At 38.3% G+C, this 12,517-nt stretch carries 16 protein-coding genes; 3 read left to right on the top strand and 13 right to left on the bottom strand.

Annotated elements, in window-relative coordinates; translation table 11 throughout:
- Window positions 1–60 precede the first annotated feature (60 nt).
- The 11 genes from rpsQ to rpsJ are packed head-to-tail and all read right to left on the bottom strand — an operon-like array spanning window position 61 to window position 4,973.
- Window positions 61–312 (bottom strand): 30S ribosomal protein S17, encoded by a 252-nt coding sequence (rpsQ, locus tag E2R68_RS09925; protein WP_028869302.1) that lies wholly within the window; start codon window positions 310–312, stop codon window positions 61–63.
- The gene (gene rpmC, locus E2R68_RS09920; protein ID WP_028869303.1) at window positions 312–503 is read right to left on the bottom strand and encodes a 50S ribosomal protein L29; all 192 of its coding nucleotides are present in this window, start codon (window positions 501–503) and stop codon (window positions 312–314) included. Before rpmC ends, rpsQ begins: the two co-directional genes overlap by 1 nt.
- A complete protein-coding gene (gene rplP / locus E2R68_RS09915) occupies window positions 503–913 on the bottom strand; it encodes a 50S ribosomal protein L16 (RefSeq protein WP_025563077.1) in 411 nt (136 codons plus the stop codon). Before rplP ends, rpmC begins: the two co-directional genes overlap by 1 nt.
- Window positions 914–925: 12 nt before the next feature.
- Window positions 926–1,615: a 30S ribosomal protein S3 gene (rpsC, locus tag E2R68_RS09910; protein WP_025563078.1), complete on the bottom strand. Its 690-nt coding sequence runs from the start codon at window positions 1,613–1,615 to the stop codon at window positions 926–928.
- A 3-nt stretch (window positions 1,616–1,618) separates the two neighbouring features.
- The gene (rplV, locus tag E2R68_RS09905; protein ID WP_025563079.1) at window positions 1,619–1,954 is read right to left on the bottom strand and encodes a 50S ribosomal protein L22; all 336 of its coding nucleotides are present in this window, start codon (window positions 1,952–1,954) and stop codon (window positions 1,619–1,621) included.
- An 8-nt stretch (window positions 1,955–1,962) separates the two neighbouring features.
- Complete coding sequence (gene rpsS / locus E2R68_RS09900) at window positions 1,963–2,238, bottom strand: 30S ribosomal protein S19 (protein ID WP_025563080.1); 276 nt, start codon at window positions 2,236–2,238, stop codon at window positions 1,963–1,965.
- A 14-nt stretch (window positions 2,239–2,252) separates the two neighbouring features.
- Complete coding sequence (gene rplB, locus E2R68_RS09895) at window positions 2,253–3,080, bottom strand: 50S ribosomal protein L2 (RefSeq protein WP_134277536.1); 828 nt, start codon at window positions 3,078–3,080, stop codon at window positions 2,253–2,255.
- 11 nt (window positions 3,081–3,091) lie between these two features.
- The gene (rplW, locus tag E2R68_RS09890; RefSeq protein WP_134277535.1) at window positions 3,092–3,391 is read right to left on the bottom strand and encodes a 50S ribosomal protein L23; all 300 of its coding nucleotides are present in this window, start codon (window positions 3,389–3,391) and stop codon (window positions 3,092–3,094) included.
- A complete protein-coding gene (rplD, locus tag E2R68_RS09885; RefSeq protein WP_028869307.1) occupies window positions 3,388–3,993 on the bottom strand; it encodes a 50S ribosomal protein L4 in 606 nt (201 codons plus the stop codon). Before rplD ends, rplW begins: the two co-directional genes overlap by 4 nt.
- A 14-nt stretch (window positions 3,994–4,007) precedes the next feature.
- Complete coding sequence (rplC, locus tag E2R68_RS09880) at window positions 4,008–4,646, bottom strand: 50S ribosomal protein L3 (RefSeq protein ID WP_028869308.1); 639 nt, start codon at window positions 4,644–4,646, stop codon at window positions 4,008–4,010.
- A 15-nt stretch (window positions 4,647–4,661) separates the two neighbouring features.
- On the bottom strand, window positions 4,662–4,973 hold the full coding sequence (gene rpsJ / locus E2R68_RS09875; protein ID WP_025563085.1) for a 30S ribosomal protein S10: 312 nt from the start codon (window positions 4,971–4,973) through the stop codon (window positions 4,662–4,664).
- 366 nt (window positions 4,974–5,339) lie between these two features.
- Between rpsJ and E2R68_RS09870 the strand changes: the two genes are divergently transcribed.
- Genes E2R68_RS09870 through E2R68_RS09860 form a run of 3 tightly spaced genes read left to right on the top strand, consistent with a single transcriptional unit; the run spans window position 5,340 to window position 8,377 of the window.
- The gene (locus tag E2R68_RS09870) at window positions 5,340–7,361 is read left to right on the top strand and encodes a tRNA(Met) cytidine acetyltransferase TmcA (RefSeq protein ID WP_243834642.1); all 2,022 of its coding nucleotides are present in this window, start codon (window positions 5,340–5,342) and stop codon (window positions 7,359–7,361) included.
- Window positions 7,362–7,377: 16 nt separating this feature from the next.
- On the top strand, window positions 7,378–8,070 hold the full coding sequence (locus E2R68_RS09865; protein WP_134277533.1) for a pseudouridine synthase: 693 nt from the start codon (window positions 7,378–7,380) through the stop codon (window positions 8,068–8,070).
- Complete coding sequence (locus E2R68_RS09860) at window positions 8,057–8,377, top strand: MGMT family protein (protein ID WP_134277532.1); 321 nt, start codon at window positions 8,057–8,059, stop codon at window positions 8,375–8,377. The genes E2R68_RS09865 and E2R68_RS09860 overlap by 14 nt, the downstream gene beginning before the upstream one ends.
- Before the next feature lie 31 nt (window positions 8,378–8,408).
- On the opposite strand, the gene E2R68_RS09855 is transcribed toward E2R68_RS09860, so the two are convergent.
- Both E2R68_RS09855 and E2R68_RS09850 read right to left on the bottom strand, forming a co-directional pair.
- Window positions 8,409–10,583: an alpha/beta fold hydrolase gene (locus E2R68_RS09855; protein WP_134277531.1), complete on the bottom strand. Its 2,175-nt coding sequence runs from the start codon at window positions 10,581–10,583 to the stop codon at window positions 8,409–8,411.
- A gap of 5 nt (window positions 10,584–10,588) precedes the next feature.
- Window positions 10,589–12,478: an acyl-CoA dehydrogenase family protein gene (locus E2R68_RS09850; protein ID WP_134277530.1), complete on the bottom strand. Its 1,890-nt coding sequence runs from the start codon at window positions 12,476–12,478 to the stop codon at window positions 10,589–10,591.
- Between the last annotated feature and the right edge of the window lie 39 nt (window positions 12,479–12,517).

The raw sequence follows: 12,517 nt of genomic DNA, 5'->3' as shown, positions 1-12,517 counted from the left end.
CAAAAATTGAGTACCGTTTCGCTTATGTAATCAAATTAAATTAGCTGTAAAAACAGTTAATTATGCTTTGGTTACGATTTGTGCCAATGTCCAAGACTTAGTCTTAGATAAAGGACGACATTCACTAACTAGTACAATATCACCTTCGTTACATTGGTTTGTTTCATCATGTGCATGTAGCTTAGTAGTACGCTTCATGAATTTACCGTATAACGGGTGCTTCACTTTACGTTCAACTGCAACAACGATAGATTTATCCATCTTTGCACTGATTACTTTACCTTGAAGAGTACGAGTATTCTTTTCGCTCATTACGCACCTGCCTTCTGATTTAATACTGTCTTAACACGGGCAATGTCACGACGCACTTGTTTAATTGAGTGCGGCTTTTCTAACTGACCTGTGTTTAACTGCATACGTAAGTTAAATTGCTCACGTAATAAGTTTAGAAGTTCAGCATTAAGCTCTTCAACGCTTTTTTCTTTAAGTTCGTTAGCTTTCATTACATCACCTTACGAGTTACGAAAGTTGTTGCCACTGGCAATTTAGCTGCTGCAAGAGCAAATGCTTCACGAGCCAATGCTTCTGGAACACCTTCCATTTCATAAAGAACTTTACCTGGCTGAGTTTGAGCAACCCAATATTCCACGTTACCTTTACCTTTACCTTGGCGCACTTCTAACGGTTTGCTAGTAATCGGTTTATCAGGGAACACACGGATCCAGATTTTACCTTGACGTTTAACATGACGAGTCATTGCACGACGTGCTGCTTCGATTTGACGAGCAGTAATTCGACCACGACCAGTTGCTTTTAAGCCAAATTCGCCAAAGCTTACTTCCGCGCCTTTAGAAAGACCACGGTTGCGGCCTTTCATCATTTTGCGGAACTTCATACGTTTTGGTTGCATCATTAGATTTTACTCCTACTTACCGCGACCTTTGCGTTTTGGTTTAGCTGGCGCTTCTTCTTGTTGAAGTGGTAAACCACCAAGAATCTCACCTTTAAATATCCAAACCTTAACACCAATGATACCGTAAACAGTCAATGCTTCTGATGTTGAGTAATCAATATCGGCACGAAGAGTATGTAGAGGTACACGACCTTCACGATACCATTCGTCACGAGCGATTTCTGCACCACCAAGACGACCACTAACTTGAACTTTGATACCTTTAGCGCCTAGACGCATAGCATTTTGTACCGCACGCTTCATAGCACGACGGAACATAACACGACGCTCTAACTGAGAAGAGATTGAATCTGCTACTAGTTTTGCGTCAAGTTCAGGTTTACGAACTTCTGAGATATTGATTTGAGCTGGAACGCCGGCCATTTTAGCAATAGCTGTGCGTAGCAATTCAACATCTTCGCCTTTTTTACCAATTACAACACCAGGACGAGCTGTGTGAATAGTCACACGTACGCTTTTCGCTGGACGTTCAATAGTAATTTTAGACAAAGAAGCATTTTTCAATTTCTCTGTTAAGAATTTACGGATTTGAAAATCACTGTATAAGTTATCTGCAAAATCTTTTTTGCCTGCATACCAAGTAGAGCTAAATGCTTTAGTGATACCTAGGCGAATACCGTTAGGATGAACTTTCTGTCCCATTGTTTAACCCCTGTCTGATACCACTACTGTGATATGGCAAGAACGCTTCATAATGCGATCGGCACGGCCTTTCGCACGCGGCATGATACGCTTCATTGTTGGACCTTCGTCAACACAAATTTTTGTGATAACTAGCTCATCAACATCAGCGCCTTCATTATGCTCGGCGTTTGCAATTGCAGAATCTACAACTTTTTTAATCAAAACAGCAGCTTTCTTAGGGCTGTATGATAAAAGTTCTAGTGCTTTTTCTACTGGAAGACCACGTACTTGATCTGCCACCAAACGCGCTTTCTGAGCTGAAGAACGAGCGTATAAATGTTTAGCTAAAGCTTCCATAATTACCTCTATTTCTTCGCTTTCTTATCCGCGACATGGCCACGGTAAGTACGAGTTGGTGCAAATTCACCCAGTTTGTGACCGATCATTTCATCAGTTACAAATACTGGCACGTGTTGACGCCCGTTATGGACAGCGATAGTTAGACCAATCATATCAGGAATGATCATAGAGCGACGAGACCAAGTCTTAATAGGCTTTTTCTCGTTACTGTCAACCGCTTTCTCTACCTTCTTCAGCAAGTGTAGGTCAATGAAAGGACCCTTCTTGAGAGAACGTGGCATGGCGATACCTCTACTTATTTCTTATTGCGACGACGAACAATATACTGATCAGTTTTCTTGTTCTTACGAGTTTTGTAACCCTTAGTTGGAACACCCCAAGGAGAAACAGGGTGACGACCACCACTTGTTTTACCTTCACCACCACCATGTGGGTGATCTACTGGGTTCATTACAACACCACGGACGGTAGGACGAACACCACGCCAACGCGTAGCACCAGCTTTACCTAGTTGACGTAGCATATGTTCTGCATTACCAACTTCACCGATTGTTGCACGACACTCAGCAGGGATTTTACGCATTTCACCACTACGTAAACGTAGAGTAACGTAAGCACCATCACGAGCTATAATTTGGCTGTATGCACCAGCTGAACGTGCAATTTGTGCACCTTTAGCAGGTTTCATTTCTACAGCGTGTACTGTTGTACCTACTGGGATGTTACGCATCGGTAAGCAGTTACCTGCTTTGATCGGTGCATCTTCACCAGATTGGATCACATCACCAGCAACCAAGCCTTTAGGGGCAAGGATGTAACGACGTTCACCGTCAGCATAAAGTACTAGTGCAATGTTTGCACTACGGTTTGGATCATATTCCAAACGCTCAACTTTTGCTGGGATACCATCTTTATTACGTTTAAAGTCAACTAAACGATAGTGTTGTTTATGACCACCACCGATATGTCGAACCGTAATACGACCGCCATTATTACGACCACCAGATTTAGATTTTGACTCTAAAAGTGGAGCGTATGGCTTGCCTTTATGCAGATCGTTGTTTACCACTTTAACTAAGTGGCGACGACCTGGAGATGTAGGCTTACATTTTACAATAGCCATAAATAATTCCTCTACTCAGCGCCATCGAAACTAATATCTGCACCTTCAGCCAGAGTAACGTATGCTTTTTTCCAGTCGCTACGGCGACCCATACGTTGACCTGTACGCTTGGTTTTACCCTTCACGTTTAGTGTGCGAACACCAGTAACTTCAACATCAAATAACTTCTGAACTGCCGCTTTGACTTCTGCTTTAGTCGCAGTACCTGCAACTTTGAATACCATAGTGTTATGGTTTTCAGCAGATAAAGTTCCCTTTTCAGAGACATGCGGGGCTAGAATAACTTGCAGTAAACGTGCTTCACTGATCATGCTAGGCTCTCCTCAATCTTTTTCACTGCATCAGCAGTTACTAAAACTTTATCAAACGCGATTAGGCTAACTGGGTCAATACCTTGCACATCACGAACGTCAACTTTGTATAAGTTGCGCGCTGCTAAGAACAGATTTTCATCTAATTCTTCAGTGATGATTAAAACATCTTTAAGATCCAGGTCTTTTAATTTAGCTGCAAGCTCTTTAGTTTTAGGAGCCTCAACAGTAAATTTCTCGACAACGATTAGACGATCCTGACGAACTAACTCAGAAAGAATACTTCTCACTGCACCACGATACATTTTTTTGTTAACTTTCTGGCTATGGTCCTGAGGACGAGCTGCAAAAGTTACACCACCACCTACCCAAATAGGGCTTCGGATTGTACCTGCACGTGCGCGGCCAGTACCCTTTTGACGCCATGGCTTCTTACCACCACCGCGAACTTCACTACGGGTTTTCTGAGCGCGAGTACCTTGACGAGCACCAGCTGCATATGCAACGACTACCTGATGTACAAGGGCTTCGTTGTATTCACGTCCAAAGGTAGTGTCAGAAACTTCAAGAGCACTTTGTGCATCTTTCAATACCAATTCCATTACTAACTCCTCGGCTATGCTTTAACAGCAGGTTTGATGAATACGTCGCCATTTTTCGCACCAGCTACTGCACCTTTAACGAGCAGTAAGTTGCGTTCAATGTCTACGCGAACAACTTCAAGGTTTTGAGTCGTAACACGCTCAGCACCCATGTGACCAGCCATTTTCTTGCCTTTAAATACGCGTCCAGGTGTTTGACATTGGCCAATTGAACCTGGAGCACGGTGGCTTATAGAGTTACCGTGAGTCGCATCTTGCATAGAGAAATTCCAACGCTTAACAGCACCTTGGAAACCTTTACCTTTAGATTGACCAGTAACATCTACTTTATTTATTTCGTTGAACAACTCAACGCTTAGCTCAGCACCAACTTGAATATCTGCACCTTCGTCTTGACCAAGGCGGAATTCCCATAAACCACGACCTGCTTCAACACCTGCTTTCGCAAAGTGACCAGCTTCAGGTTTGTTTACACGGCTTGCTTTTTTAGAGCCTGCTGTTACTTGAATAGCTTGGTAGCCATCAGTATCAAGTGATTTAACTTGAGTAACACGGTTTGGTGAACATTCTAGAACTGTAACTGGGATAGAGACACCATCTTCAGTGAAGATGCGAGTCATACCAACTTTACGACCTACTAGACCGATTGTCATTACGATAACTCCTCTCTAACCCAAACTGATTTGAACATCAACGCCAGCAGCTAGATCTAGCTTCATTAGTGCGTCAACAGTCTTTTCAGTTGGTTCTACGATATCAATCAAGCGCTTGTGAGTACGAATCTCATACTGGTCACGCGCATCTTTATTAACATGCGGTGAAGTTAGTACTGTGAAACGCTCTTTACGAGTAGGTAGTGGGATAGGACCACGTACCTGAGCACCTGTGCGCTTTGCAGTTTCAACGATCTCCGCCGTTGATTGATCGATCAGTTTATGATCAAAAGCTTTAAGGCGGATACGGATTCTTTGGTTCTGCATGGACCAAAACTCCAATAGTTAAAAATACAACATACAAATAAACACCTGACAACCTATCCAAGATAGATCTCAAGTGTATATTCAAACTAGTAGCTCCCCAATCGGGAGTCATTTTTGATAACCAATATATTATCTGGCTATGGGCTTAAAAAACCCACCTGCCATATTGGCAAGTGGGCGTATAATACATTATCTGTTAGCTAAGGCAAGTTTTTATTGTTGTTTTGTTTAAAAAACATTCAAAAGGATCTGCAGACTTAATTTATAGGCAAGATCCCTATCTTACTCGTATTACAACAGATTTTTATGCTACATTTTATCCTCATTGAGGATCTATCACTCTTTAATATTACTTTAGGATCTCTTGTGTCAACAGCGACCCAGTTTTACCAACAACTTAAGTGCTTAGCTCAACAAACTCACCATAGACAATTATATTGTTTACAAGGAAGTCAATCTTGGTGCTTTAAACAAGCAATTGAAGTAATTGAGTATGAAAGCATTGACTATAACTGGTGTGGTGAAAGTCCTACTAATGTAACCTCTACTCCCTATAAGAGTTTATTAGGTCAAGACACTCAATTACTGATATTGAATATGCAACAAAATTTTGATGCAAATATGTTTGCCGCTGCAGAAGGATCCGTATGTGGAGGAGCAATCATTGTTTTGCTTCTCCCAGAAGAAATCAATGCAACAGATTATTTCTACCAATATATAATTCAACAATTAAGTTTGCATCAGTTTCCATTATTAAAAGAACAAGGTTTAGCTTCTTTTCTAACTCAAGCCAATGATTTAACAAAAGTTAGGGTTAATAACCTGCATCTCATAGAACAACAATATGCCATTGAAAGTATCATACAAACAGTTACGGGACATCGACGTCGTCCTTTAGTCTTAACAGCAAATCGGGGCAGAGGAAAGTCTGCAGCATTAGGCATAGCAGCAGCAACATTAGTTAATCGAGGCTTATCAAAAATACTGATTTGCGCTCCTAGTAAACAAGCCGTTTCTACTTTATATAAACATGCCGCATTAATATTAGACGATCCAAACAATCACATAAAATTAGAATTTATCGCACCTGATGCACTTGCTTTAGAAAAGCCATCCTGTGACTTATTAATTATTGATGAAGCTGCCGCTATTCCAATTAAACAATTAGTTGCTTTTACAAAGCATTATTCACGGCTTGTTTTTGCAACCACACAATTTGGTTACGAAGGATCTGGGCGAGGTTTTGCTTTACGCTTTCAGCAACAGCTAAAGGAAATAGCACCAAACTATCGAAACTTACATTTAAACCAAGCAATACGATGGGCTGAAAATGATCCAGTTGAGAAATTTACTCTTTCTAGCTTATGTTTAATGGAAATCACTCCACTGCTCAAACCAATAGAAGATCAACTTCACAGCCCTACTATCGAGATCATTAATAAAGCCGATTTAATACAACAACCAAAATTATTAAATCAACTATTCTCTCTTTTAGTTAATGCACATTATCAAACTAAACCTTCTGATTTAGTTACTTTATTAAATGACCAACAACAAAGCATCATTGCCGTTCAACAAAATAATCAAATATTAGGTATTGCATTAATTAATAACGAAGGTGGATTTGATAAAGATATCAGTCAGCAAATTTACCAAGGCCAACGCAGACCCAAAGGACACCTAATTGCACAATCACTAACCTTTCATAGTGGTTTCAAACTGGCTGCAACACAATCTTATGCACGAATTCAACGTATTGCTATACAACCATTATTACAAAAAAAATTATTAGGTAGCCAATTATTAGACTGGATAATTAATTGGGCTAAAGCAAAAGAGTTCGACCATATAAGCGCTAGTTTTGCTGGTAGTGATTATTTATTACGATTTTGGTTACGTCATCAATTACAAATATTACGTATCGGTACACGTAAAGATAAAAGTAGTGGTGAGCATTCATTCATGGTGAACTTACCTTTAAGTCTTCAAGGCAAAGAATTACACCATCAAATACAGACTGATTTTAAGAAACAGGTTAAAATACAACTCAGCCGACAACTTAAATATTTAAATCCTGAATTAATTGTGCTTTTATGGCCGCAAATAATAAGTAAACAATCAACGCCTGCGATAGAGCAACCATTAATTGCTTATACCGAAGCAAATCAAAGTTATGAAAATATCGAATATTTACTCATTGAATTATTATATACAAGATCATTAGATGCACTTAGTAGCAAACAGCAACATTGTATAATACAAAAAGTAATTCAAAATCATAGCTGGCAAGAAATAGTACAACAACATAATTTTACTGGACAAAAACAAGCTCACGCATTCTTAAAAAACTGTATCTGCGAGTTACTTGCTCAACCTTCATCTACTTAACTTAAAGAAGAATATAATGAGACTTGATAAATTTATCTGTGAATCAACAGAATTAAGCCGCAGCGAAGCCAAAAGTGCAATTCGCAGAGGAACAATCAGCAACCAGCACGGTGTATTACGCAGCGGCTCTTATAAAATAGTTGCGGATGATGTTATTGAAATGAAAGGCCAAGTACTAACAACTCGAGGCTTTCGTTACATTATGCTTAATAAACCGCAAGGATATATCAGCTCAAATGTTGATGAACAAATGCCGAGCTTATTAAACCTAATCGACATAGAGAAAAAGCAAAATGTCTTCATTGCAGGTCGATTAGATGCAGATACAACAGGATTAATTTTAATTACAGATGATGGCCAATGGTCACATCAGGTCACGAGTCCACGTAAAAAGTGTGAAAAACGTTACCGAATTTCTCTGCAAGAGCCAATTAATGACGATCTCATTAAACAATTTTCTGAAGGTATTCAATTAAAAAGCGAAGCAAATCCTTGCTTACCAGCAAAACTCGAAGTATTAAGCGAAAAGGAAGTGTTATTAACGATTAGTGAAGGTAAATACCATCAAGTAAAACGTATGTTTGCAGCAGTGGGGAACTATGTCACCAAACTACATCGAGAAAAAATAGGCAATGTTGAATTAGATCTTAATTTAGCACTAGGCGAATCTCGCTTTTTAACGGAGCAAGAGGTAAATGGATTCAAATAAATCATTTAATCAGCAATGTTATGATTTACTACGTGAAATTCCAAAAGGTAAAGTAGTGACCTATGCTGATATCGCTCATCAACTTGGTGGTAAAGCTTACCAAGCAGTAGGTAACGCAATGGCAAAGAACCCTGATGTTATCGTTGTTCCTTGCCACCGTGTGGTAAATAGCAATGGTTTGATTGGGAAATATGCTTTAGGAACGGATAAAAAAATTGCATTATTACTTGAAGAAGGTATTGAAATTAATACTGACACTGAAAATGCTAAAATTATTAATTTAGATAAACAACGCCATATCTTCTAATAAATTAATAAGCCACCTTGAATGTACCATCTCAGTTAACTTTTTCTATAAAGGTTAATATCGACTGGTACACTTCTTCAATCTTATCCCCTCTCACAATAACGTGACAATTTGCATCAACAACACATAACTCTTTATCTGCACTTAATACCTTATCAATAATATCTTCTGCACTGCTAAAATCGACGGTTGGATCATTTTCACTCTGAATAACCAACAATGGTAATGTCACTTTATCTAGTTGCTCTCGGCAACTTTCTTGCAATGCTAACAATTGACGTAAACCAGAAATATAAATTCGATCATAATTGCTATCGGGATATTCAGGATCGTTATCAACCCACTTTACTGTCCCCGTTTCGATTGAAAAACTATTTAGCATATTATTCCAATTATCTAATAAAGGAGTAAATAATACTGATTTTTGTTTTAGTGTAAGTGCAGGGTTAATAGCAACCACTCCCATAATATTATCCACATTTGCACAACTTTTAATTAATGCCAATAACGCCCCAGCAGAAAACCCAGCGACTAAAACTTTTTGATGATAATGAGATAAAACAGCATAACCACGGTTAACTGCTTCTAACCACCCTTTTACAGTACAATTGCGCATCTCTTTTGAAAGAGTGCCATGGCCACTTAAACGAACCAAATAAACGCCATAACCTAATTTATGAAACAACTTCCCTAATGCTTCCATTTCTTTAGGTGAAGATAAAAAACCATGGATCAGAAGTATTCCAGGCTTATCCGATTTACCTGTTAAATATTGTGGACGACCAATCACTCTCTTTTTAGTATATAAACGGTCAAAAGAACGCATTCGTTCATTTTCAAATAAACTACAATCTGTTTTCAATACTAATGAAGCAACTTGTAGTGATAATTTTTTAGGGGAAGTAGCAATCAATTTTTGAATATGTTTTACATATTTTGTCATCACTTCAAATTCATTGGCTAACACACTTACGGTACTTTCAATACGCATCCGATGAAAAGGTCGAGGTATTTTAATTTTACTATGGTCAACCAGTATTAACCCATTCTCAATCTTCGCTGCATTTTCCTGTAAGACTAACTGCATGATTAATTCGTAAGGTTTATAGCTTTCGCCTGAAACTAAATTAATCACTCCCTCTGCTAAACTATGATGAATGCGTCTCTGCTTATTTTTTTTAATATGAACAATGGCAAGATAAATAGCCTTTTTAAAATCTGATTCTTTAATGCCATTATCAGGAACAAAGCGTAACGCAGTTGCAACTAAATGATCCATATTAATAGATAAACTGGTATACACACGCTGCATAAATTGATTAGTTAAACGATGGCACATAACATTCATTAAAATGTTCATACGCTGATCAGGTGAGAGTAGAAAACTAAATAATGAAATAAAACGGCGATAAGGTTTAGTAAAACGGCGTAATTCAATTGCTCGACCAAAAGAGATTGATATATCACATTCTTCTAAAATAATATTACCTTCAACTAATAACTCTTCCATTACAGAGTCGGATAAATCTTTAAAAAATAATTGTGCTCCTGATGATAATAAATTTTTTCCGGGTCGTAATGGGTAGTAGCTAATATTCACCGGTACAATACATAAATCTAGAGGGGATAAATCAGCGGGACCGTGCAGGTTATAAGTTTCCTGATAATAACTAATTAAATCTTCATTATTATCAGAAATTGCTTTTTTATAATCTTCTTTTTTTAAAAATGTTTTTAACGCTAATATCGCTGCACCTGTATGCGGAGCTCTTGATGTATCAGGTGTTTGCATAAATAGGCGGCCTTTATCCACCACCTTTTTAGTTTTGACCATCGAACCTTCTGGATAAATAACCCAGTTATAAGTGCCACGCATTAACTCTGAAATTATCTTCTCATCACGCCCTGGTAAATTTAAAGGTAAAGCTCCAACAGATTCCAAAATACTTCCAAACTTGCCCACAAATAAAGAACTATCCGCTAAAGAATGCACCATTTGACCATTAAACTTATATAAAGCTTGAGGTAACAATGCAGTTTCCATACGCGTAAAATGATTAACGACAAATAACGTAGGATTAGCATTTAGGTACTCAACTCCCTCTGCTGAAACAGATGATTTTGAGAACTTCTCAATAATCCGTAGCAATACTCCTGATAATAAAAAAGAAGAGCTTGGTTTTTCCAATGTTGGACGATTGGACATAACAACTACCCCTCTTCTGGAATTGGATAAATGCCCTCTTCTAACCATTGATATTGGTCATTCAAAATTTCATCAGTGATCGCTTTAGCAGTGTCACGCTGTGGCGTCGATAATGCTTTAAAGTGACCTTCTATTCTTTCAGTTGCTAACACACAATGATGTTCTGCTAATGACATTGCATTTGCATTACCTAATGCAACTTGATTTTTTGCATAAGAACAAGTTGTTGCCATTGCAAAAATTTCACAACCAATTGTCATTAAGTGGCCTAATGTTTCTTGGCGTAATTCTAACTTCTCACGATGTATTAACATTTGCTCAAATAAAACACGTGCTAAGCGATGTGAAGTACGCTGGCAATAATTAATATGTTCAGATAAAGGCCCACTAGCAGTAAACTGTGCAATAAACTCTTTATTGATAATTTGTGATGGATACCATGACGCATACTCTTTAAATAATTTAAAGGCTGCATCGCGTTTGCTGGTGAAATCTGCACCAGGCTTAATTAAATCTGAAGCTAACAATAGATGTGTATCTAACGATTCACGGCTTAAAAATAGCTCCATAATATCGGTAGTACCTTCGATAATACGATTTATTCGGCAGTCACGTAACATACGCTCGACAGGGAAAGGCAATTCTCCACGAGCTTTTAATGAACTAGCTTTTTCATATCCTCGCCCACCAAACATTTGCACAGTTTCATCCATCACACTCCAAGCCATTTCACTACAAAACAACTTAGCCATTGCTGCTTCCATGCGAATATCTACGTCACCTTTATCTGCCATAAAGCTACTTAACCAAGTGACCGCTTCCATCGCAAAAGTTGTAGATGCGATATAAGCTAAACGATTAGAACCTTTTTCATGCTTAGCAATAGGAGACCCCCATTGCACTCGTTTCCCTCCCCAACGACGAGTCATATTTAGACACTGTTTTGCCATTCCCGTACTTGCAGCAGGGATCGTTAATCGACCTGTATTAAGTGTTGCTAAAGCAATTTTTAAACCTTGCCCTTCATTTAAAATTCTATCTTCAACAGCCACTTCAACATCTTTAAACTCGATTAAACCATTTTGAATACCTCTAATTCCCATAAAATCACAACGATGTTTAATGGTCATTCCAGGACTTTTACCTTTAACGATAAAAGCAGAAATCTGTTTAACTTCTTTTCCGTTAATAATTTTTGGCGCTGTACAAGCCATGACAACCAAATAGTCAGCAATAAGACCATTGGTACACCATAACTTTTCACCATTAATTAAATAATGGGTACCAGCTTCATTTAATGTGGCTGTAGTTTGCATTTGAGCAGGATCCGATCCAACACTAGGCTCTGTTAAAGCAAAAGCAGATACGGCACCTTCTTTAAACAAAGGTAGAAAACGTTGTTTTTGTTCTTCTGTTCCAAATAATTTAATCGGTTGTGGAACCCCGATACTTTGATGAGCAGAAACTAATACCGCAGTAGATCCACAGTGACTAGCGATAGCCATTAAGACACGATTGTAGTTCACTTGTGATAAACCTAATCCACCATATTTTTTAGGTATTTTCATGGAAAACACGCCAATCTTAGCCAGAGCCTGCATAGCCTCAGTGGGAATAATACGAGTTTCATCTACTAAGTCTGCATCTAAGGTAGCCGCTAATACCACTCCGACTTCTTTCACTAAAGCGTCACCAATAAGCTTTTCTTCAGGATCTTGTGTAGGAAATGGGTGGATTAGTTCTGATTTATATTCACCCATAAACAAAGACTTAGCAAAACTTGGATGTTGCCATACAGATTCACGAGCATCTTCAGTAATATTTAGTGATGAAGCTTTTTCATCACTCATTTTAGAAGTATCAATAACTACTTTTTTATCTTCAGGAAAACTCATAATCACTCCTTAACTAATAATTAGTACGAATAAAAACAG

Source organism: Psychromonas algarum (assembly GCF_004376845.1).
In the GTDB taxonomy this organism is placed as follows: domain Bacteria; phylum Pseudomonadota; class Gammaproteobacteria; order Enterobacterales; family Psychromonadaceae; genus Psychromonas.
The sequence above is the reverse complement of the archived record's forward strand: the minus strand, read 5'-3'. Positions and strand labels throughout refer to the sequence as shown.

Excerpts from the sequence above, each read along its gene's own strand:
- E2R68_RS09855 (WP_134277531.1), bottom strand. The coding sequence starts at position 10,583 with ATGTCCAATCGTCCAACATTGGAAAAACCAAGCTCTTCTTTTTTATTA.
- rplC (WP_028869308.1), bottom strand. The coding sequence starts at position 4,646 with ATGACAATCGGTCTAGTAGGTCGTAAAGTTGGTATGACTCGCATCTTC.
- E2R68_RS09850 (WP_134277530.1), bottom strand. The coding sequence starts at position 12,478 with ATGAGTTTTCCTGAAGATAAAAAAGTAGTTATTGATACTTCTAAAATG.
- rpsS (WP_025563080.1), bottom strand. The coding sequence starts at position 2,238 with ATGCCACGTTCTCTCAAGAAGGGTCCTTTCATTGACCTACACTTGCTG.
- rplD (WP_028869307.1), bottom strand. The coding sequence starts at position 3,993 with ATGGAATTGGTATTGAAAGATGCACAAAGTGCTCTTGAAGTTTCTGAC.
- rpmC (WP_028869303.1), bottom strand. The coding sequence starts at position 503 with ATGAAAGCTAACGAACTTAAAGAAAAAAGCGTTGAAGAGCTTAATGCT.
- rpsQ (WP_028869302.1), bottom strand. The coding sequence starts at position 312 with ATGAGCGAAAAGAATACTCGTACTCTTCAAGGTAAAGTAATCAGTGCA.
- rplV (WP_025563079.1), bottom strand. The coding sequence starts at position 1,954 with ATGGAAGCTTTAGCTAAACATTTATACGCTCGTTCTTCAGCTCAGAAA.
- rplB (WP_134277536.1), bottom strand. The coding sequence starts at position 3,080 with ATGGCTATTGTAAAATGTAAGCCTACATCTCCAGGTCGTCGCCACTTA.
- E2R68_RS09860 (WP_134277532.1), top strand. The coding sequence starts at position 8,057 with ATGGATTCAAATAAATCATTTAATCAGCAATGTTATGATTTACTACGT.
- rplP (WP_025563077.1), bottom strand. The coding sequence starts at position 913 with ATGATGCAACCAAAACGTATGAAGTTCCGCAAAATGATGAAAGGCCGC.
- rpsJ (WP_025563085.1), bottom strand. The coding sequence starts at position 4,973 with ATGCAGAACCAAAGAATCCGTATCCGCCTTAAAGCTTTTGATCATAAA.
- rpsC (WP_025563078.1), bottom strand. The coding sequence starts at position 1,615 with ATGGGACAGAAAGTTCATCCTAACGGTATTCGCCTAGGTATCACTAAA.
- rplW (WP_134277535.1), bottom strand. The coding sequence starts at position 3,391 with ATGATCAGTGAAGCACGTTTACTGCAAGTTATTCTAGCCCCGCATGTC.
- E2R68_RS09865 (WP_134277533.1), top strand. The coding sequence starts at position 7,378 with ATGAGACTTGATAAATTTATCTGTGAATCAACAGAATTAAGCCGCAGC.